Source organism: Glutamicibacter sp. AOP5-A2-18 (assembly GCF_052446055.1).
GTDB lineage: Bacteria > Actinomycetota > Actinomycetes > Actinomycetales > Micrococcaceae > Glutamicibacter.
This window is the reverse complement of record NZ_JBQSVW010000001.1, coordinates 1577423-1596927: the sequence shown is the minus strand read 5'-3', so window position 1 is coordinate 1596927 and position 19505 is coordinate 1577423. Positions and strand designations below refer to the sequence as shown.

18 protein-coding genes and 1 other RNA gene are annotated in these 19505 nt (G+C 54.6%); 9 read left to right on the top strand and 10 right to left on the bottom strand.

The genetic code is table 11. The features are described from left to right. Positions 1–23: 23 nt before the first annotated feature. The 4 genes from ACT3RW_RS07510 to ACT3RW_RS07495 form a co-directional block, all read right to left on the bottom strand. Positions 24–1481, bottom strand: a complete 1458-nt coding sequence (locus ACT3RW_RS07510) for a glyceraldehyde-3-phosphate dehydrogenase (RefSeq protein WP_131088127.1) — start codon at positions 1479–1481, stop codon at positions 24–26. A 203-nt stretch (positions 1482–1684) separates the two neighbouring features. Next, positions 1685–2039, bottom strand: an RNA gene (rnpB, locus tag ACT3RW_RS07505) — RNase P RNA component class A. A gap of 190 nt (positions 2040–2229) precedes the next feature. Further along, entirely contained in the window at positions 2230–3096 is an 867-nt protein-coding gene (locus tag ACT3RW_RS07500) for an N-acyl homoserine lactonase family protein (protein ID WP_444613338.1), read from the bottom strand. Between the two features lie 2 nt (positions 3097–3098). Then, positions 3099–3719, bottom strand: coding sequence for a TetR/AcrR family transcriptional regulator (locus tag ACT3RW_RS07495; RefSeq protein ID WP_444613337.1), 621 nt, complete (start codon positions 3717–3719; stop codon positions 3099–3101). Between the two features lie 147 nt (positions 3720–3866). Between ACT3RW_RS07495 and ACT3RW_RS07490 the strand changes: the two genes are divergently transcribed. The 3 genes from ACT3RW_RS07490 (at position 3867) to ACT3RW_RS07480 (ending at position 6990) form a co-directional block, all read left to right on the top strand. Beyond that, on the top strand, positions 3867–4679 hold the full coding sequence (locus ACT3RW_RS07490) for a YaaA family protein (RefSeq protein WP_444613336.1): 813 nt from the start codon (positions 3867–3869) through the stop codon (positions 4677–4679). Positions 4680–5035: 356 nt separating this feature from the next. Beyond that, positions 5036–5878, top strand: coding sequence for a sialidase family protein (locus ACT3RW_RS07485; protein ID WP_444613335.1), 843 nt, complete (start codon positions 5036–5038; stop codon positions 5876–5878). Beyond that, positions 5812–6990 (top strand): DUF7507 domain-containing protein, encoded by a 1179-nt coding sequence (locus tag ACT3RW_RS07480; RefSeq protein WP_444613334.1) that lies wholly within the window; start codon positions 5812–5814, stop codon positions 6988–6990. Before ACT3RW_RS07485 ends, ACT3RW_RS07480 begins: the two co-directional genes overlap by 67 nt. Before the next feature lie 127 nt (positions 6991–7117). Here the strand turns inward: ACT3RW_RS07480 and ACT3RW_RS07475 are convergent, their stop codons facing one another. Together ACT3RW_RS07475 and ACT3RW_RS07470 are read right to left on the bottom strand one after the other, a co-directional pair. Beyond that, positions 7118–7516 (bottom strand): VOC family protein, encoded by a 399-nt coding sequence (locus tag ACT3RW_RS07475; RefSeq protein ID WP_131088123.1) that lies wholly within the window; start codon positions 7514–7516, stop codon positions 7118–7120. A 12-nt stretch (positions 7517–7528) separates the two neighbouring features. Beyond that, a complete protein-coding gene (locus ACT3RW_RS07470; protein ID WP_444613333.1) occupies positions 7529–8479 on the bottom strand; it encodes a Nif3-like dinuclear metal center hexameric protein in 951 nt (316 codons plus the stop codon). A 132-nt stretch (positions 8480–8611) separates the two neighbouring features. On the opposite strand from ACT3RW_RS07470, the gene msrA reads away from it, so the two are divergent. The 3 genes from msrA to epsC all read left to right on the top strand — a co-directional run bounded on the left by msrA (position 8612) and on the right by epsC (position 10928). Continuing rightward, positions 8612–9139, top strand: a complete 528-nt coding sequence (gene msrA, locus ACT3RW_RS07465) for a peptide-methionine (S)-S-oxide reductase MsrA (RefSeq protein ID WP_444614627.1) — start codon at positions 8612–8614, stop codon at positions 9137–9139. Between the two features lie 127 nt (positions 9140–9266). Beyond that, entirely contained in the window at positions 9267–10202 is a 936-nt protein-coding gene (gene cysK, locus ACT3RW_RS07460) for a cysteine synthase A (RefSeq protein ID WP_131088121.1), read from the top strand. 141 nt (positions 10203–10343) lie between these two features. Beyond that, positions 10344–10928 (top strand): serine O-acetyltransferase EpsC, encoded by a 585-nt coding sequence (gene epsC / locus ACT3RW_RS07455; RefSeq protein WP_444613332.1) that lies wholly within the window; start codon positions 10344–10346, stop codon positions 10926–10928. A gap of 71 nt (positions 10929–10999) precedes the next feature. On the opposite strand, the gene ACT3RW_RS07450 is transcribed toward epsC, so the two are convergent. Continuing rightward, entirely contained in the window at positions 11000–12283 is a 1284-nt protein-coding gene (locus tag ACT3RW_RS07450) for a dicarboxylate/amino acid:cation symporter (protein ID WP_444613331.1), read from the bottom strand. 431 nt (positions 12284–12714) lie between these two features. Here ACT3RW_RS07450 and ACT3RW_RS07445 point away from each other — a divergent pair, with 431 nt between their 5' ends. Both ACT3RW_RS07445 and ACT3RW_RS07440 read left to right on the top strand, forming a co-directional pair. Then, entirely contained in the window at positions 12715–14982 is a 2268-nt protein-coding gene (locus ACT3RW_RS07445; protein WP_444613330.1) for an ATP-binding cassette domain-containing protein, read from the top strand. Continuing rightward, positions 14979–15488 carry a GNAT family N-acetyltransferase gene (locus ACT3RW_RS07440; RefSeq protein WP_444613329.1) on the top strand — a complete coding sequence of 170 codons (510 nt, stop codon included), beginning with the start codon at positions 14979–14981 and terminating at the stop codon, positions 15486–15488. Before ACT3RW_RS07445 ends, ACT3RW_RS07440 begins: the two co-directional genes overlap by 4 nt. Positions 15489–15597: 109 nt before the next feature. Here ACT3RW_RS07440 and ACT3RW_RS07435 read toward each other — a convergent pair whose 3' ends face one another. Next, on the bottom strand, positions 15598–16608 hold the full coding sequence (locus ACT3RW_RS07435; protein WP_131088116.1) for an NADP-dependent oxidoreductase: 1011 nt from the start codon (positions 16606–16608) through the stop codon (positions 15598–15600). Positions 16609–16654: 46 nt separating this feature from the next. After that, positions 16655–17041 (bottom strand): DUF1304 domain-containing protein, encoded by a 387-nt coding sequence (locus ACT3RW_RS07430; RefSeq protein ID WP_262197828.1) that lies wholly within the window; start codon positions 17039–17041, stop codon positions 16655–16657. Positions 17042–17139: 98 nt separating this feature from the next. On the opposite strand from ACT3RW_RS07430, the gene ACT3RW_RS07425 reads away from it, so the two are divergent. Continuing rightward, positions 17140–17724 carry a TetR/AcrR family transcriptional regulator gene (locus tag ACT3RW_RS07425; RefSeq protein ID WP_131088114.1) on the top strand — a complete coding sequence of 195 codons (585 nt, stop codon included), beginning with the start codon at positions 17140–17142 and terminating at the stop codon, positions 17722–17724. A 102-nt stretch (positions 17725–17826) separates the two neighbouring features. Here ACT3RW_RS07425 and ACT3RW_RS07420 read toward each other — a convergent pair whose 3' ends face one another. Then, positions 17827–19449: a carbohydrate-binding domain-containing protein gene (locus ACT3RW_RS07420; RefSeq protein ID WP_444613328.1), complete on the bottom strand. Its 1623-nt coding sequence runs from the start codon at positions 19447–19449 to the stop codon at positions 17827–17829. Between the last annotated feature and the right edge of the window lie 56 nt (positions 19450–19505).

The window sequence follows — 19505 nt, the reverse complement described above, 5'->3', positions numbered from 1 at the left end:
CGAAAAGTCTTGCAGCTCTAGTTCTAGACGCTGACGGCTTCAGCCTTCACATCTGGAACAGCTACCGGGTGGGTGCCAGCGATCGATTCGATCACGCGCACTACTTGGCAGGAGTAACCGAACTCGTTGTCGTACCAAACGTAGACAACAGCGTTTTTGCCCGAAACAATGGTGGCCAAGCCATCAACGATGCCGGCACGACGTGAGCCAACAAAGTCGGTGGAAACCACTTCTGGGGAATCGATGTAGTCGATCTGCTTGTGCAGGTTCGAGGTCAGCGAGGTTTCACGCAGGTAAGCGTTCAACTCTTCCTTGCTGGTTTCGTTCTCCAGGGTCAGGTTCAAGATGGCCATGGAGACATCTGGGGTTGGTACGCGAATTGCGTTACCGGTCAGCTTGCCTTCGAACTCTGGCAGTGCCTTAGCAACAGCCTTGGCTGCACCGGTCTCGGTGATCACCATGTTCAGTGCAGCTGCGCGTCCGCGACGTTCGCCCTTGTGGAAATTGTCGATCAGGTTCTGGTCGTTGGTGAACGAGTGAACGGTCTCAACGTGTCCGTGGTTAACGCCGAACTTGTCGTTCAGCGCCTTGAGCACTGGGGTGATGGCGTTGGTGGTGCACGATGCTGCGGTGACAATCTTGTCTTCTGCAGTAATCCACGAATCGTTGATGCCGTGAACGATGTTCTTCAAGTCGCCCTTACCTGGAGCGGTAAGTAGAACGCGAGCAACACCCTTAGCTTCAAGGTGCTGGGACAGGCCAGCTTCATCGCGCCAGCGTCCGGTGTTGTCTACAACAATCGCGTTGTTGATTCCGTATTCGGTGTAATCAACGGTTGCTGGATCATTCGAGTAGATGACCTTGATCAGTGTTCCATTGGCGAGGATGGTGTTGTTTTCCTCGTCGACGGTGATCGAACCTTCAAAGCGGCCATGCACCGAGTCGCGGCGAAGCAACGAAGCACGCTTGACGATGTCATCATCCGAGCCCTTGCGCACAACGATTGCCCGCAGACGCAAGCCGTAACCGCCACGCTCAATCAGGATACGAGCGAGCAAGCGACCAATGCGACCAAATCCGTAGAGTACTACGTCCTTTGGTTCTGCGTCGGTAGCGCCGGCCTTGCCGACCTTTTCGCCCAGTTCGTTGCTGATAAATGAGTTCAGGTCGACGGAGCCAGATTCTTTGAACTTCTTGTTCAAGCGGCCAAGATCAACGGCGACCGAGCCAACATTGAGTGTCTCGATTTCATCGAGAATTGCTTTGGTTGCCTTCAGGCTTAGCTCTTCGCCATCGATGCGGCGCACAACGCGGTGTGCCTTGATGATGTCAATTGAAGACTGATTGATCAGCTTGCGGCCATATACGGAGGGCACCACATTGTTCTTGCGGTACAAACGTCCGATCAGTGGAATCATGGCCTCGGCGAGCTCTTCGCGCCCGCTCCATTCTTGCTGGGCGACGACAGACTGCTGGGTCAAAGGAAAATCCTTCCAATTCAGCCGACTTGCAGATCCATAAAGTCGGTTGGCACCGTGGGAAGCACCATTGCTTTTGCGGTGGTACGAGGTCACAGGATCATCCTCGTAAGTACTAAGTACATTTTCCATTCTAAACTGCGCAGAAATTTTCCGGACACCTAGATCTGTGAATCATCTCACTTGAGAAGTGAGGAAATATGCGGTGAATGGGATGGCCGATACGCCGGGTTTTGTCGCGCCGAAGCGGGACGGTCATCTATCTACGACTGCCGTTGCCGACAGCCTCTAGCGGTCCACCCGACTACATGGGGCGAACAGCCCTCATAACGCAGTCTGTCTGACCTTGCTCCGAGTGGGGTTTACCAAGCCATCCCGGTCACCCGGGACGCTGGTGGTCTCTTACACCACCGTTTCACCCTTACCAGGAAACCTGGCGGTCTATTTTCTGTGGCACTAGCCTGCGGGTTACCCCGAGTGGGCGTTACCCACCACCCTGTTCTGTGGAGCCCGGACGTTCCTCGGGACAATTGCTTGCCACGCGACCGTCTGGCCATCCCATTCGTTAACCATTCTAGCCCCGGGACTTTGCCTGCCGTAACGCGCTGAGCGAGGTGTTCAACACGGCAAACATGTCCTTGGCCATAGTCAATGCGATTTTTTGAATTCAGAGCACTAACACTGGTGCGCCCCAAGGAGCACCATTTTCCTAGCGACGATAGCTCAGTCTGCGGCGCGGAAGCATTCAAGGTTAATCGCGCAACGGCGAGGGTACATAAACTTCATTGTTAGCTAAACGCTGACTAGTGCCAGGATCATGTGCCGGCAACAGCACTATCGGCTGCATTCTGGCGAACTCTTTGATCTTGCGAAGTTGCTCAACAGCCAACTTAGGATTGTTGTTCACGCCGTCTGTCTTTTCCTGATCAAGTAGTGCCTGATCGTACGTCACGTCGCCGCCGAGGAAGTATGTGGCGTCGTCACCGAACACAACCACCGATAGATGTCCGGGAACGTGCCCAGGGGTGGGTACCCCAACGACCTTGCCGTCAGCGGTGATCGGGTAGGTCTTCTCCCATGGGCCAAGCGCGGGACCGGTCAAATGCAAGAGCTCTGGCTGAAAACCTGTTGGCCAGTGCTGCGGCACAGCGCCTTCGATGGTTGCGCGTAATGGCTTGCGGTAGAAGTCCCAGTGATCGTCGGTGACCAAAATACGTCGGGCGTCAGCAAGATCCCCCAAACCGTCGCCGTGATCATGGTGCAGGTGAGAAACCACTACTGCTTGCAGATCTTGGGGCTTTATTCCCTGCTGTGCAAGACGCGCGCCGATACCTTCCTCAGGGGCAACATTGATGTCGACAGCGCGATGGAAAAATGACTGCCAGCGTGGCAACCAACCAGGCGCGTTCGCATGTGGGGATTCGCCGGTATCAAACAAGATCGGGCCGTCGGGGTGATTGATGAGATAGGTGTTGATCGGCAATGGCTCGGTCCAGTTTTTGTCGCCAAATACCGCCTTTGCACGTCGTAGCAACACTGGCTTGGTAGCACTTTGCGTGCGATGACTCGGACGAATGCGAATCGTTCCGGTCTCCAAAACGGAAAGGCTGATGCTCATGGCTAGGACTCCTTGCGGCGATCGGTGGTATGGGTTTGGCTCAGTCCGCCTACGACGGCGTGAAAGAGAAGGTCACGGATTTGAGTGGCAAGCTCTTCTGCTGGCCGACGTTTCTCGGCTTCCAACCAGGCAATTACAGTCCAAATGACGCCAGCTGCCAGCGCCTCGGAGCTTACTTCTGCAGGCACGGGTCCACCGGCTAGTCCGGCAGACAGCGGAGAGTGCGCACGTAAGCGCTCGGCCAGAAACTGCACCAGGCGGTGATGTATTTGCATTCCACCTGAACTGCGCAGCACTCGTGCGAAGAACACCTCATTGAGAGCGATCCTGCGAATCACGGTTAGGAACGCAGTCTCCATTGCTTGAGCTTGCTGCGTCGGGGGTAAATCACCGGCAAGAGTCACGCCCTCGAATGCGGCTTCTAGTCGGCTCATCGCGGCGTCCTCGAAGGAACTGGCGAGGTCCAGAAAAACAGCATAGAAGGTCGGACGGGTCAGCCCAGCCTCGCTGACGATATCGGTAATGGTCACCTCTTCTGGAACACGTTCATCCAGAAGCCGAAGAGCAGCGTCGCGTAACCGAAGGTGTGACTTACCGGGTTTCAAAGAGGAATTCTTACGCATGTAAATATCTTACATCTGTAAAACTATCCCTACATAGTGCTCTTCAGCACGTGCTTGACGGTCAGTTTCAACGACAGCAAAGACAGCACGGAGCGTCACCGATACTTCCGAGGTGGAGCATCCAGGTAGTTGCGCTCCCTTTTGGATATGACAGGGTCGGATTCCGATAAGCTGGAAAGCGTGCTTATTTTGTTGCCGCCTTCTGAAGGCAAGACAGCCCATACTCAAGGTGCTCCGTTTGAAATGGAAACACTCTCGTTTCCGGAACTAACTGATGATCGTCACCAAGTGATCGATTCTCTTGCGCAAGTTTCTGCTCGCGAAGATGCCATGGAAGTCTTAGGCGTTGGTGCCTCACTAGCTAACGAAGTAGCTCGCAATATCTCACTGCACACTGAACCGGCAGCCCGGGCACACGATATTTATTCAGGTGTGCTTTTTGAGGCTTTGAACTACGCGTCATTGGATAAGCCAGCGAAGTTGCGGGCAGATCAAAGCATTCTGGTCATTTCTGCATTATGGGGCGCCGTCAGATTTGATGACCGGATCCCACCGTACCGACTTTCTATGTCCACCAAGCTTGAACCACTGGGCAGGCTCGGGAGCTGGTGGAAGAAACGACTAACTCCAGTATTGGACGAGATGGCCGGGAACCAGCTCATCATCGACGCACGCTCGAGTACCTACATGGCGGCCTACAAGCCACGCAACTCAAATAGCGTAGCTGTCAATGTATTTCAGTTACGTAACGGTGTTCCGAAGGTCGTATCGCACTTCGCCAAACACACTCGTGGCGAAGTTGCCCGGTTCTTGGTGCAGCAAACAGTCGAGCCCAAGACGGCGACGGAATTGCTTGAACTGATTCAATCCAAGTGGGAGGCCACCCTGGTGGACGACAAAAAGGGTCAAGCACTAAATATTCTGCTACCCGAAGACCACCAGTTCACCACCACAAAGTAGAAAGAACCAGCCTCTCGTCTTGGCGCACACGACAAAAAACAAACTTTCCCTCTTCTGCTTGTGATTCAATTCACATAGGCTTCAAGCATGACGTCCTACGTCATACGTCCTTCCAATTTTCAGGAACCATACCCCTTTTCAGCGCAAACGGGGCCATAGCGGCCACCACATTAGAGGAAGCGGACCCTGCGGTGCCGCCGGGAACCTTCAAAGAAATAAATCTCGGAACCGACCGCACCGAAAACAACTTCTTCTATCGCATCCCCGCTCTCGCTCACTTGGGCGACGGGGTAGTTCTCGCCGCGTGGTAAGGCCGTCCGGGAAACGCCTCAGATGCACCGAACCCCAATAGCATCGTGCAGCGCAAAAGCACCGATAACGGTGCAACGTGGGGGCCAGTAACCACTGTCGCGGCCGGCTTCACCGGCTCCCCCGAACAAGGAAAGCACGGCTATTCTGACCCCAGTTATGTGGTGGATGACGAAATCGGAAAGACCTTCGCCTTCTTTATCTACTCCAAGGATCAAGGCTTCGTAGGGAGCATTTGGGGCCTTGACGATGCCAACCGGCAAGTGCTCAGCGCAGCTGTTGTCGAATCCACCGATGACGGAGCCACGTGGAGCAAGCCTCGACTGATTACCGATGTCGTCAAACCAGGAGACAGCGCGGTCCCCGGCGCTGTACGTTCGACCTTCGCCACGTCCGGTCAAGGCATCCAGATAACCCGCGACCAATACGCCGGGCGCCTCGTTCAGCAATACGCCGGAGATGTCATGCAGGCCGATGGCACCCGAGCGATTCAAGCCTTCTCGGTGTATTCCGATGACCACGAAGCAACGTGGAAACATGGAGAATTCACCGGACGGGCCATGGACGAGAACAAAGTGGTTGAACTATCCGACGGTCGGCTCATGCTCAATTCCCGTGACAACGCCGGCGGTGGATATCGAACGGTAGCTATTTCTAATGATGGTGGCCACAGCTACTCGGAGGTCACCCAGGATAAGAACCTCCCCGATCCCACAAATAACGCACACATCACCCAGATGTTCCCGGATGCGCAGGCCAAAAAGTTGCTGTATGCCGGAGCCAATTCACAAACTTCGCGCTCCAACGTTTCGGCTCGAGTCTCATGCGACGACGGAAAACCTGGCCAGGGTTGCGCACCATTCGTCGTGGTTTCTCCGCGTACTCGGTAGCCGATGTCTTGGATAATGGAAAATTTGGCGTGTTCTACGAAGCTAACTACACCGACGCAATGCAGCTTGCCACATTCGATGAAGAATGGTTGAACTACGTCTGTGCTCCGATGCAGGCAGAATCGTTCACCGCCAGGTCAGGATCCACTCTTGACGTTCCAGTGACTATCACGAATCAGGAAGACGAGGCGCTCTCGGGTACCATCGCGGTGGGCACCTCAACGCAATTCAGCGCCACAGCAAAATCGGTCACCAATCTTGCCGCAGGCGCCAGCACCACCATCAACCTTCCAGTCACTGTCGCGTCCACCGCGCTTGGAAACCAGAGTCTACAGCTGCAGTTCACGAGTAGCACTGGAAAAACTTCTCAGGTATCTGTGTCCGCTCAGATCACCGGCGAAGAAACCGCTGGCCTTAACATTTTGGGTCAACGCACGGATACGAGTCGAGACTTGGCTGTGGACCCTTCTGTGGTCGGTGAAAAAGTTCCGTACAGCTTCCGTGTGAATAGCATTGGAAACATCGCTCAATGGGTCGCACCAACTGCAGGTAACTTCTCACCGTTTGCCGCCAGCCCAATTGGACAGCCCAGCCCGGCGGGCAATTGCCGCTACTCGAACCTACCTGCGGGTGCAGGCTACACCTGCGCCACTCCACGCCATGAGGTAACCAGCAATGAGCTAGCCAACGGATTCTTTATTCCTCAAACGCACTGGACTTCTGGCCGGGTCGGCAGCAACGCCATCGTGGATGAATACACAATCACGGGTCAAGAAGTCGACCTCGTCGATCGCCAGCCTAGCTTTACCGTCGAGGCCTCACAGCAAGTTGCCGCTGAGCCTGCTTTGAATTCGTCGGCTAAAGCCGGTGACTGGATTAGCTATGAAGTCACGGTTACAAATACCGGAAACGTTCGACTCAGCGACTTAGAAGGTTCGGGATTCAGCATTCAGGAGCTTGACGCAGGCGAATCTAAGAGCGCAACCATCACACGCCTTCGCACTGGCGCTGACGCCTCAAGCCGAGGCGCACAGGAAAAATCAAAAATTGCTACCGCTCGCAACGGCGATATTAAGATCCAGGCTGAGATTTCACAATCCATCGCCCCGTAGGTTGAAAGTGCAAAACCTGACAATGCACTGAAGCAAAAGAAGACTGCCGTGGGCAAGACTTGGGAATTACTATTCCCGAATCCCACCATGGCAGTCTTCTTTGTTGGTTGAACTTTTGTTGGTTGAACTAACTGCCACCTTGCCCATCAGCGGCGACGAGTTCAATTTCAAAGCCCTCGCCATTTTCGAGATACGCAGCGTAGTGCTGTTCTCCACCAGCGTGTGGATGCTGATCCGAGAACATCAAGGTAAATCCGTGGTCACTAGCCTCGCGTGAAATTTGCTCAACTAGTTCTTTGGACTCAACAGTAAAAGCCAAGTGGTTCAATCCTGGATTCAAGCGTTCGTGGCGTCCATGGCGCACATCAGGCCCGGACTCAAGAACGATATAAAAGTTTGAATGGGCGTAGCTGATCCCATTACTCCACTCAGAATCAATCCGGTAACCCAGACGCGTCAGCAACCATCCCAACGTTGCTTTACTGGCTGATAAGTCATCAACCCAGATTTCCAAATGATGCAGCATGCGGTTCCCTGCCTATGGGGTCAGGACAAAGTCCCAAGGATCCGAATTAATTTGCGATATTTCAATCTCTACCGAATGTCCCAGATCGTTGAGCACATTCTGCAAAGCGCGAGCGCCGGCTGAAAGCCAGACCCACTCGGAGGCAAAATGGGAAACATCAATCAAGTAAGGGAAGCCACCGTTGGCTGCTTCGCGTGCTTCACTGGCCGGGTGATGGCGTAGATCTGCGGTGACGTAGACATCGGCTTGGTGTGAGCGCACCGCATCAAATAACGAGTCACCGGCCCCACCGCATAGGGCGACCTTGCGGATGATCCCGGTGCGGTCACCTGCAACGCGTACGCCACCGGCCACGGCAGGTAGCACGGTGTAAACGCGTTCAGCAAAATCTTCAAGCTTCATTGGCTTGTCCAGGAAGCCGACTCGGCCTAGTCCTTCTTCTGGCAATCCGTCCTTTGAATGCACCAGAGGCACACAATCCTTGAGGCCAAACGCGTCGGACAGGGCGTCGTTGACTCCCCCAATGGCGTTGTCAGCATTGGTGTGTGCCGTGAGCAAAGCGGTTCCGGTCTCAATGAGCCGGTGAATCGCTTCGCCCTTAAAGCTGGTTCCTGCTACTTGGGTGACACCACGAAGTAACAGTGGATGATGAGTGATGAGCAAGTCGGCTCCACGCGCGATGGCATCTTCGATCACCTCAAGGGTCGGGTCTACAGCCATTACAACCTTGGTGATCTGCTGGGCGCTACGTCCGGTCACTAGACCAACGGCGTCCCAGTCCTCCGCCAAGGATTTTGGCCAAAGCTCTTCTACTGCCTCAAGCACATCGCCCAAAGTAGTTGCAGCCGGTTCCCCATCAACTGGCTGCTTTACTTCTTCGTCGGTCACTGGCTTGAGCGAAGTGGCGTCCGTAACTGACGGCTTCTTATCAGGTTCTTGCGAGTTATTTGCCTTGCTCTGCATGTCACCAACCCTACGCGTTGGGTACATCGATGGAACAGAATGCAACGCCGCATCGTTGTGAACTGTGTGAGTACTCTCAGCCTTCAATCACCGCATCAATTCAGCCCTACTATCGAGCTTCAGGGGGCCAAGCTGACAACCTTCGTGTTGGCAGGTGGCTGCTTCTGGTGCTTGGACGCCATCTACCAGCAAACCCGTGGCGTGCACGCCGTGATCTCCGGATACATCGGTGGGCACACCAGTGACCCGGACTATTATCAGGTCTGCTCCGGAACCACCGGGCACGCTGAAGGTGTTGCAGTCATCTTTGATCCAGAAATTGTTCCAGCCGAGATCATCTTGGACATGTTCTTCACCGTTCATGATCCAACGTCGCTCAATCGCCAGGGTTATGACGTAGGCACCCAATACCGCTCGGCCATGTTCCCGCTGGATGAAGAGCAGCGGACGCTTTTCGCCGGGGCCATCGCAAAATTTGCGCCCTTATACCCTAATCCGATTGTCACCACAATAGAAGAGTCGAAAGATTTCTATCCTGCGGAGCAAATTCATCAAGATTACTACGCAGATAACCAAGATGTCGGATATTGCCGAGTGATCATCGACCCGAAGATCGCAAAAGTCAGGAAATATTACGCACAATGGCTAAATGAAGCCTAGCTTGACGGCATGCCTACTAGGGTTAGAAATGAACCTCGAGATGTCCGAGCCATTTAGCCGGTCATCTGCAAGTAACTCGCCGCCAGCAATCGCGGCCGCAATGAGTCACGTAAGGACTGCATAAAACATGGGCAAGATTTACAACAACGTCACCGAAGTTATCGGCCGCACCCCACTGGTAAAGCTGAACCGACTTGACGAAGGCCTAGCCGGCAACGTCGCTGTGAAGCTGGAATTCTACAACCCAGCAAACTCCGTCAAGGACCGCATCGGTGTAGCAATCGTCGACGCTGCAGAAAAGTCGGGCGCGCTGAAGCCAGGTGGCACCATTGTTGAAGGTACCTCGGGTAACACCGGTATCGCTCTGGCCATGGTCGGCGCAGCACGTGGTTACAAGGTCATCCTGACCATGCCTGAAACCATGTCCACCGAGCGCCGCGTTATGCTGCGCGCTTACGGTGCTGAAATCGTACTGACCCCAGGTGCCGATGGCATGCGCGGTGCAGTAGAAAAGGCTAAGGAAATCGTTGCGACTTCTGAGAACGCCGTCTGGGCTCAGCAGTTCGCTAACTCCGCTAACCCTCAGATTCACGCGGACACCACCGGCCCAGAAATCTGGGATGACACCGAGGGCCAGGTAGACATCCTTGTTGCTGGTATCGGTACCGGTGGCACCATCACCGGTGCAGGTCGCTTCCTGAAGGAAAAGAACCCAAACCTGAAGATCGTTGCTGTTGAACCAAAGGATTCGCCGATCCTCAACGGTGGCAAGCCAGGCCCACACAAGATTCAGGGCCTTGGTGCTAACTTCATCCCTGAGGTTCTGGACACTGAACTGTACGACGAAGTTCTGGATGCCAGCATCGAAGATTCGGTTGCTACCGCACGCGCATTGGGCGTCAAGGAAGGTATCCTCGGCGGTATCTCCGCTGGTGCAGCCGTTTGGGGTGCACTGCAGATCGCTGCTCGCGAAGAAAACGCTGGCAAGCGCATCGTGACTATCATCCCTGACTTCGGTGAGCGTTACATCTCCACCCTGCTCTTTGATGACATCCGCGGCTAAATCAGTTTCGGAAAGTTAGAATAAATCGGCGCGAGCCACCGTTGGTCTAATAGAGACCTTAATCGGTGCAGCTCGCGCCGATTTGCTGTGTGACGTCTTCGGATTCCTGCACAGCGAACCGCAACCCCTAAGGTAGTATTCATGAGTTTTTTCTCCCGCCTGCGTGAAGACCTAGCCACAGCTCGACAGCACGATCCTGCGGCACGCAGCGATACCGAAAACTTTTTCGTGTATTCCGGGTTGCACGCTATTTGGCTACACCGCGCAGCTCACAAGTTGTGGCAGAACCCTTCCACCAAGGGAGCCGCACGGCTGATCTCGCAGGCTGCACGTGCGCTGACCGGCATTGAGATTCACCCTGGCGCCACCATCGGCCGTCGCTTCTTCATCGACCACGGCATGGGCATCGTCATTGGTGAAACTGCTGAAATCGGCGAGGACGTCATGCTGTACCACGGTGTAACTCTGGGCGGTCGTTCCCTAGCTAAGGTCAAGCGTCACCCAACCATTGGTGATCGTGTGGTCATTGGCGCCGGAGCCAAGGTCCTCGGTCCGATCATCATCGGAGCCGATTCCGCCATCGGTGCTAACGCTGTAGTGGTCAAGAATGCACCAGAAGGCTCGATCGTTACCGGCATTCCTGCACAGAATCGTCCACGTACTCCAGAAGAGCGCAAGCCTGCTGTTGACCCAGCTGAGTACATCGATCCTGCGATGTGGATCTAGCTGCACGTAGTTCTTAAACTGATCGGGTCCGCACCATTTGGTGCGGACCCGATCAATTTAAGTAAGAACGCTTACTCAGCGACTTGATGAGTTTCGGTGCGGCTGCCGTCAGCCAGCTCAACGATCTCATCGTCCTGGCTTTGCGGTGCGGTGCCCAGCTTGCCGTTGGTCAGTTTCTGCATGATCATCGCCATGGCTCCGTCACCGGTCACGTTGGTCGCGGTGCCGAAGCTATCAAGTGCGATGTAAGCGGCGAACATGAGGCCAACTTCAACATCACCGAAGCCGAGCATCTGGCCAAGCAGACCAGCTGCTGCTGCGATGGCGCCACCTGGAACACCAGGAGCGGCAATCATCATGACTCCGAGCATCAAGATGAATGGGAAGTAAGCACCGAAGGTGACTTCTCCGCCAGTGAGCAAAAGGACTGCGACGGAGAAGCAGGTAATTTTCACCATTGAACCGGAGAGGTGAATGGTCGCACACAGTGGAACAACAAAGCCGGCCACAGCGTCCGAAACACCATTTTTCTTCGTTGAAGCCAGCGTCACTGGAATCGTGGCTGCCGAGGACGAGGTGCCCAGTGCGGTGAAGTAGGCATCGCGCATACCCCAGAGAGCCTTCAGTGGGTTGCGCTTGTTCATGGCTCCAGCGATCGAGTACTGGGCCAGCAGAACAACGAGGGTCAGTGCGAAGGAAACCACAGCGACCAACAAGAACTTGGTCACCACAGTGATTGCGTTTCCGCTGGCGGAGAGATCCAAGAAGATGCCGAAGATGAAGACCGGCAAGGCAGGGACGACAACACGACGAATGACCATCTCAATGATGGTGCGGAATTCGACAACACCGCGGAAAAGTACCGTGGAGCGGAAAGCAGTCATGCCCAACCCGATGATGAACGCAAGGACCAGTGCAGTCATCACGTCCAAAGCTGGTGGCAGGACAATCTCGGTGGCCGAGTCCCCCGCACTACTAACCAAGGAAACGACGGGCTTAAATCCTGAGCCTTCACCTTCACCGATGGCTTCAAGTCCACCACCGGACAATGACTGGGTAAATAGCCAGCGGCTGACAAAGTACGCCAGTAGCCCTGCAGCCAAAGTTGATCCGTAGGCGAGCAGCGCAGTGATGCCCAACCATTTGCCTGCACCCTTGCCAAGTTCAGCAATAGCTGGCGAAACCAAACCAAAAATAATCAGTGGCACAACGAAGTTCAGGAAGCCCGAGAAGATCGAGTTATAGGTCAGGAATACGCTTCCTAGCCATACCGGCATTACTGGGCCAAGCAAAACGCCTAAGACGATTGCTATGAGCACCCAGCCAAGCAGTGGGATTGATTTCAACAGCTTCATGAAGGTCCTTCATTGGTTCGGGATCATAGCGACGCTTAAACTGCCATCGATGTGTCGCAGCACACGTCTCGACAATGATAGTTGGGCACATGGCAACCCGAAAACATTGTGAATCGCTCAGGAACTCCCACAGTACCGACAAATTTCGAACGTTTAGCTTCGCAGGACAAGTTTTCTTCGAGAAAATTCGAAATCGATCACGCGCACACCAGACGAGTGGAAGATCTGAGAGATCCGCATCGCCTGAAATCCTCTGCAGAATTAAGTGGCGCAACGTGACGACTGACAAGATCGGTTGCGGGTGCTCTCGGCGAGCGCCTGAGCATGTTCGGCCCACCGCTTGAACATGAACCTGACTTAACGTCCCTGATTTGTTGAAGCTTAGAGGAGCCTAGTACCCGATCTGGATACCTCTTAGTAATGTTGGGCCTATGAATGCGCATCCTGCCGATACCCACAATATGATCCGAGTCCGTCAAGCCCGAGAGAACAACCTCAAGGGTATTGATGTCGACATCCCCAAACGACGCATTACGGTTTTCACTGGCGTTTCCGGCTCAGGTAAGTCTTCACTCGTCTTCGGAACGATCGCTGCCGAATCACAGCGATTGATCAATGAAACGTATACTTCTTTTGTTCAGTCGTTCATGCCCTCGATGCCTCGGCCCGACGTTGAGGTTCTAGAGAACTTGTCGGCAGCCATCGTTGTTGATCAGGAGCGCATGGGATCCAATTCCCGCTCAACGGTTGGTACCGCCACCGATGCCTACTCATTGCTTCGTGTTCTTTACTCACGCTACTCAACTCCAAGTGCCGGTGGCGCGGGCGCATATTCTTTCAACCTCGGACAAGGAGCTTGCCCGGCCTGTGAGGGATTTGGTACGGAAGCAAGTATCGACCTTGACGAGTTATTGGATTGGGATAAGACCCTGAACGAGGGCGCCATCAAGGCACCAAACTTTGCTCCTGGCGCGTGGCTCTGGCAAACATTGACTGCAGGCACCGAACCAGATCTTGATATCAAGCTCAAAGATATGCCCAAGGACATGCTTGATCGCATGCTTTATGCCGAAGATGGCAAGGTCAAGCTCAACGGGGCGAACATGAGCTACTCGGGGCTCATCACCCGCATCAAGTCCAACTACATTCTTTCTGGTCGCGAAATCAAGCAAGCGCACATTCGTGAATGGATCGACCGGATCTCAACCACGGCACCGTGCACGGTGTGCGCCGGTTCCCGACTGAGTGAAGCTGCTAGAGCCTCAAAGATGAATTCACTGGGCATCGCCGATATGACGGCCATGCAGGTTTCTGAGCTTTCCGCGGAACTAGACAAACTTCAGATCCCGGACGCCGCTCCCCTGATCAAGAACTTGATTGCGATTCTTGAGTCGATGGTCGAGTTGGGCTTGGGATATCTCTCGCTAGATCGACCCGCTGGAACACTTTCGGGCGGTGAAGCCCAGCGCGTGAAAATGATTCGTCATCTAGGTAGCGCACTCTCGGATGTCACCTACCTCTTTGATGAACCAACCGTGGGGCTTCACCCGCACGATATTCAACGCATGAATGGGCTGTTGGCGGATCTGCGAGATAAGGGCAATACCGTACTGGTCGTTGAGCATAAGCCTGAAGTTATCAAGATCGCTGATCACGTGATTGATCTTGGTCCGGGTGCTGGAACGCACGGTGGAACGCTGAGTTACAGCGGAGATGTTCCTGGCCTGTTGGCCAGCGATTCACTGACCGGTCAACATTTTTCTACGCGTGTTCCGCTGAAGCCCGCTACCAGGTCACTGGGTACTCCCCTAGAAGTTCGTGGCGCTTCCACACACAACCTCAAAGACGTGAACGTAGATATCCCTACCGGTGTACTGTGTGCCATCACCGGTGTTGCCGGGTCCGGTAAGTCCACGCTCATTCACTCAACGATTTCCAAGCGTGAAGATGTGGCCGTGGTGGATCAACGAGCGATCCGAGGCTCGCGCCGTTCAAATCCTGCCACCTACACCGGAATCATGGATCCGATTCGAGCCGCCTTTGCCAAGGCCAACTCGGTCAAGCCGGCCTTATTCAGCGCAAATTCCGAAGGAGCCTGCCCAAACTGCAAGGGCGTCGGATTCACCTATACCGATTTGGCCTCGATGGCCGGGGTGGCTCTGCCCTGTGAAGTATGTGAAGGCACACGCTTTACTGCCGAGGTATTGAGTTACACCTTGGACGGTTTGAATATCGGTGAAGTGTTGGACTTGAGCATGGAGCAAGCCTTAGAACAACTCAAGATCCCCAAAGCCAAGGCCATGCTGACCCGGCTAAACCAAGTAGGACTGGGGTATCTCAAGCTCGGGCAGCGCCTCAGTACGCTCTCGGGCGGTGAGCGCCAGCGCATCAAGCTTGCCATCAACTTAGGCAAGGGTTCTGGCACCTACGTACTGGATGAACCAACCACTGGTCTGCATATGGCCGATGTCCAAAACTTGCTGGGTCTACTCGACGAAATGGTTGACGAAGGAAACACCGTCATCGTCATTGAGCACCATCTAGCGGTAGTTGCCCATGCTGATTGGGTGATTGACCTTGGACCAGGGGCGGGGCATGAGGGCGGTCAGATTGTCTTTGAAGGAACGCCAGCAGAACTTAGTCAATCTGGCACGCTCACCGGAATTCACTTGAATGAATACGTCGGCGGCAGTCAATGAGCTTCACTTTGCGCAAACCCGTAGCTGATGACGCCGTTGAGCTGGCCGCTTTGCATGTTGAATGCTGGAAGCAGACCTACACGGAACTGTTGCCCCAGGGATTTTTTAGCACAGAGCATGCTGAGCATCGTCTCAACCTGTGGCAACGGATTTTAGCTGACCCGAACCCTGCGTTCTCTCTAGCTGTGGCATGCAATGAGCAGGAAGACTTGATTGGTTTCTCGTTTGCTGCACCGTGCACCAAAGACTCGGTCGATGTTCCGGCGGGAATTGACCGGCAACTATACAACTTGTATCTGCTCAACGATCAGCACGGCTCCGGTGCGGGCCAGGCCTTGCTGGATGCTGCACTTGGGGATCAACCAGCCCTCTTATGGGTGGCCGAACAGAATCCTCGGGCGATAGCCTTCTATCAGCGCAACGGATTCTCCTTTGATGGTCAAGTGCTTGATGACCCCACCGCACCGCTGATCACTGATCTGCGCATGGTGCGCTTGCCTGTCTGAGAATGATTCGCTGCGTCATCGCGACAGGTCATCATTAACGCATAACGGGTCCGAGCGGAAAATTTTCCGGTCGGACCCGTTAGTTGTTACCTGCTTAGTGCAAGATCAATTAGATGCGAACAAGCATCTTGCCGGTGTTTGCTCCGGCCATCATGTCCAAGAAGGCCTGAACGGTGTTCTCTACACCGTCAACGATGGTCTCATCGTAGGAAACCTTGCCTTCAGCGAACCACTGGCCCATGCGCTGGGAGAACTCTTCGCCGTAGTTCAGGTAGCTCGACAGTGTGAAGCCCTGAAGCTTCAGGCCACGAGTGATCAGGTTGGCCATGTTCAGTGGGCCTGGGGTTGGCTCGGTGGTGTTGTAGCTTGCGATAGCACCACACAGGGCTGCACGGCCACCGTCATTGAAAGCTGCCAGTGCTGCTTCGAGGTGATCGCCACCAACGTTGTCGAAGAAGACGTCGATGCCCTCAGGGGCTGCAGCGGCTAGCTGTCCACGAACGTCGCCGTCCTTGTAGTTGAAGGCTGCGTCGTAGCCGTACTTGCTGGTGAGCAGTTCGACCTTTTCAGCACTACCTGCGGAACCGATAACGCGCTTAGCTCCCATGAGCTTGGCGATCTGTCCGGCTGCGGTACCAACGGCACCGGCCGCACCGGAGATGAAGACGGTTTCGCCTTCAGCCAAGCCGGCGATTGCGTTCAAACCTACGTAGGCGGTCAGCCCGGTCATGCCCAAGATGTGCAGGCGCAGCGAGCTTGGAACACCTGGAAGGTCAGGGATTTCCTTGAAGCTAGCTGCTGGACCCTGAGCCAAGTCCGACCAGCCGAGCTGGTGAAGAACCAGGGTGTCTACTGGCAGGGAGCTGTCATTTGAAGCGATGACGCGTCCTACTGCACCGCCGGCGATCTGCTCGCCGATTTGGAATGGCTTGACGTAGGAGCGGGTGTCGTTCATGCGTCCGCGCATGTAAGGGTCAACCGAGATGAATTCGTTGCGAACCCGAACTTCGCCGTCCTTCAATTCTGCAAGTTCAACGTGCTCAACGGTGAAGTTTTCGTTCGTTGGCCATCCGGTTGGGCGGCTGGCGAGGTGGATCTGGGTGCTGGTGGTTTCGCTCATTATGTTGAGTACCTTTCCGTTTTCGAATTTTTTCGGGTTTGAAAATTTAGAGTGCTACGCCGATGATCAGTGCGATCACCGTCAGTAATGGGAAGACGCCTTGCTTGATTGCTGCCGAAGCCTTGGATGGGCTGGAAATGATTAGGACCAGTGCGGCCAGCAACATGGAGCCGGTTCCGGTGAAGATCAGGGTCGAGCCGATGGTTGCTTCTCCAGCCATGTGGAAGACGACGCCTGCCAGGGTGGCGATGGCCAGAAACAGGTTGTAGAAGCCTTGGTTGAAGGCCATCTCCTTGGTTGCTTCCGCATCTTCAGGCGTCGAGCCAAAGGTTGCTCGAACTTTGTCAGTGGTCCACCACAGGGACTCCATGAAGAAGATGTACACGTGAAGCAATGCAGCAAGGGTGGCCAGCACGAGTGCGGTGATGATCATGATTAACAGCTCCTGAAAGTTTTAGCGGAACAAGCATTCTGTAACGTCCATTTCAATATATACTGTAATGGTCGTTTCCGAAAGTAGAAAGGTATGTGATGGCAAGAACACTAGCCTTTGACAGTACCGCTGTCATCAAAAAAGCTCGCTCCCTATTCTGGTCTAGGGGCTTTGAAGCAGCGTCCATCCCAGAACTTGAATCAGCCACCGGCCTGAGCAGATCCAGCATCTACAACTCCTTTGGCTCCAAAAGAGGTTTGTTTGACGCAGCCGTGCAGAGCTACCTCGATGAGATTGTTCGCCCGCGCCTAGAACCACTGATATCTGATGACGTTAGCCCGCAAGCACTCACTGAGTACCTTGATGGTTTGATCTCCGTATTTGGTCAGCCCAAGGCGCTGCCAACCAGCAATGGTTGCTTGCTGATCAACACCGCCAATTCACCCCTATCAGCCGACTCCCACGTGTCGCAAGTGGTCCAGGCCTACAGAGAAGAGCTAGAAACTGCGTTTGGTCGCGGGATTAGCGCTGCCCGAAGCGATCTCGACCCAACCGTCCAACAACGATTGGCCTCAACGGTGACAGGTCTTGTTGTTGCCGCTTTTGCGCTGGTGCGAATCGCTCCAGCACAGGCCCGGACCCTGCTTGAAGATGCCAAGACGCTAGTTATCTGCGAGCACTAAGCCAACAGGTTCTTTCCGGAAACGACACTGAACCCCGCTGCCCCAGCTCATGAATGGGACAGCGGGGTTCATTAGTATGACAACCCTTTAGTTTATTTAGTTTTACTGACCGTCTGGGCCTCTGCCCATGCCGCCACCCATGCCGCCCATTCCGGATTCAAACTCCCCGGCGATTGCGGTGACAACCTCGGTTGCGTCGGTGATGCTACCGGTACCTAGACCCGCATCAACATCTACGGTACCTCCCGTGTAGAAGCTGTAGCTATCGCCGTCAACAATCTCGGAGCTGGAGTACACGACATTGGCGGTGGCCTTTGAGGTGACAAAACTAGCGACTACTTTTCCGCTCGAATCAACGATGTGGATAGCGGTTCCTGCTTCAACCGTGGTGCCAAGGGAAGCCTGAACGCCGGACTGCTTGGAAGTATCGCTTAGACCTTCAGCCATGCCGTCACTGCCAGCCGCGATAAGTACACCGCCGTCAACCGAAATATCCCCATTAGAGTCGAGTGAGCCATTACCGCCGTTGGTTGGACCGTTGACTACGGTCGTACCACCGGTAACTGAGATGTCGCCATTGGAATCCAACCCGTCACCCTCCGAAGTGACCGTGACCTTGCCACCGGAAATGTTCAGGTGGGCATCCTGCGCGGCATCCATGCCTCCGCCTGCGCCACCTTGCGTTGTAGTCTCGCTGCTACCAGCGGTAGCGTTCACTCCGTCATCGGTAGCGTTCACGTTGACCGTCGCTCCGGCTAGGTTGATGGTCGGCGATTCCAGTCCCTCGTTAGACTTGCTGACCGTCGCGGTTCCACCGCTGAGCGTCAAAATCTGCTCCGCCTTGATTCCGTCGTCTCCTGCGTCAATTTTCAACGTGCCGCCGTACTGGTGTAGCCAGCCGCGATCAGCGTCAGTGTCATTGGTTGACTTGATGCCATCTTCGGCTGCAGTAATCTTCAAATCGCCACCGAGTAGGGCTACGTAATCCTTACCCTTAATTCCGTCGTCGCTCGCGGTGACAGTGACGTCACCGGAGGCAAGAACTAGACCATCCTTACTAACGATGCCGTCCTGGTAATTTCCCTTCACGTCCAAGGAACCCTCACCTGCGATAGTTAGGTCAGCCATCGAGTAGATTGCCGCATTGGCAGCATCTTCGGCGGTATCAGCGTAGGTGCTCGCATCGGATACAGAATTGCTGGTGCCCTTTTCTAGATAAAGAAGGGTTTCATTGGATTCATCAACCTGGATTGCGGAACCGGTTGAACTGGTGATGGAGGCATCATCCATGATGACTCGAACAACGTCTTCCTCGCCGGCGGCGACGACAACCTTGCCGTCACTGAGCGAGCCAGACAGGCGGTAAGTACCAGCACCGGTGATGGTGACGGTATCCCCATCTACCGAGACCTTGTCAGCGTCAGTTCCTGAAGCTTTGGTGCCACCATCGGCCAGGTCCACAGTTGTTTCTTTGTCAGCGTCCCACTGCAGATCATCCTCATCAAAGTGCGTGTCTTCCGAAATGTCGGTTGCTGAGGCAGTTGAGGTGTTGCCCGAAGAGCTGCTGCTCTCTGCCACCGTGGATGCGCTACTTGCGCTGCTGGTTGCGTTGATGACATCGGAGACCGTTGTCCCGCCAGAGCCTGTCGCACACCCAACCATGGTCAGCGCCAGCGATAAAGCGGCAACTGAACTCAGTGCCTTATTTCGAAATGAGCGTTTCATGAGCATTCTCTCTGCATTCATAATAGGATTGTCGGCAATTTATTTTTGCCTATCTG

What these genes read in the sequence shown, in the direction of transcription:
- ACT3RW_RS07500 (WP_444613338.1), bottom strand. Translation starts at nt 3,096, where the DNA reads ATGAGCATCAGCCTTTCCGTTTTGGAGACCGGAACGATTCGCATTCGT.
- ACT3RW_RS07495 (WP_444613337.1), bottom strand. Translation starts at nt 3,719, where the DNA reads ATGCGTAAGAATTCCTCTTTGAAACCCGGTAAGTCACACCTTCGGTTA.
- ACT3RW_RS07490 (WP_444613336.1), top strand. Translation starts at nt 3,867, where the DNA reads ATGACAGGGTCGGATTCCGATAAGCTGGAAAGCGTGCTTATTTTGTTG.
- ACT3RW_RS07480 (WP_444613334.1), top strand. Translation starts at nt 5,812, where the DNA reads ATGCGACGACGGAAAACCTGGCCAGGGTTGCGCACCATTCGTCGTGGT.
- ACT3RW_RS07475 (WP_131088123.1), bottom strand. Translation starts at nt 7,516, where the DNA reads ATGCTGCATCATTTGGAAATCTGGGTTGATGACTTATCAGCCAGTAAA.
- ACT3RW_RS07470 (WP_444613333.1), bottom strand. Translation starts at nt 8,479, where the DNA reads ATGCAGAGCAAGGCAAATAACTCGCAAGAACCTGATAAGAAGCCGTCA.
- cysK (WP_131088121.1), top strand. Translation starts at nt 9,267, where the DNA reads ATGGGCAAGATTTACAACAACGTCACCGAAGTTATCGGCCGCACCCCA.
- epsC (WP_444613332.1), top strand. Translation starts at nt 10,344, where the DNA reads ATGAGTTTTTTCTCCCGCCTGCGTGAAGACCTAGCCACAGCTCGACAG.
- ACT3RW_RS07450 (WP_444613331.1), bottom strand. Translation starts at nt 12,283, where the DNA reads ATGAAGCTGTTGAAATCAATCCCACTGCTTGGCTGGGTGCTCATAGCA.
- ACT3RW_RS07445 (WP_444613330.1), top strand. Translation starts at nt 12,715, where the DNA reads ATGAATGCGCATCCTGCCGATACCCACAATATGATCCGAGTCCGTCAA.
- ACT3RW_RS07440 (WP_444613329.1), top strand. Translation starts at nt 14,979, where the DNA reads ATGAGCTTCACTTTGCGCAAACCCGTAGCTGATGACGCCGTTGAGCTG.
- ACT3RW_RS07435 (WP_131088116.1), bottom strand. Translation starts at nt 16,608, where the DNA reads ATGAGCGAAACCACCAGCACCCAGATCCACCTCGCCAGCCGCCCAACC.
- ACT3RW_RS07430 (WP_262197828.1), bottom strand. Translation starts at nt 17,041, where the DNA reads ATGATCATCACCGCACTCGTGCTGGCCACCCTTGCTGCATTGCTTCAC.
- ACT3RW_RS07425 (WP_131088114.1), top strand. Translation starts at nt 17,140, where the DNA reads ATGGCAAGAACACTAGCCTTTGACAGTACCGCTGTCATCAAAAAAGCT.
- ACT3RW_RS07420 (WP_444613328.1), bottom strand. Translation starts at nt 19,449, where the DNA reads ATGAAACGCTCATTTCGAAATAAGGCACTGAGTTCAGTTGCCGCTTTA.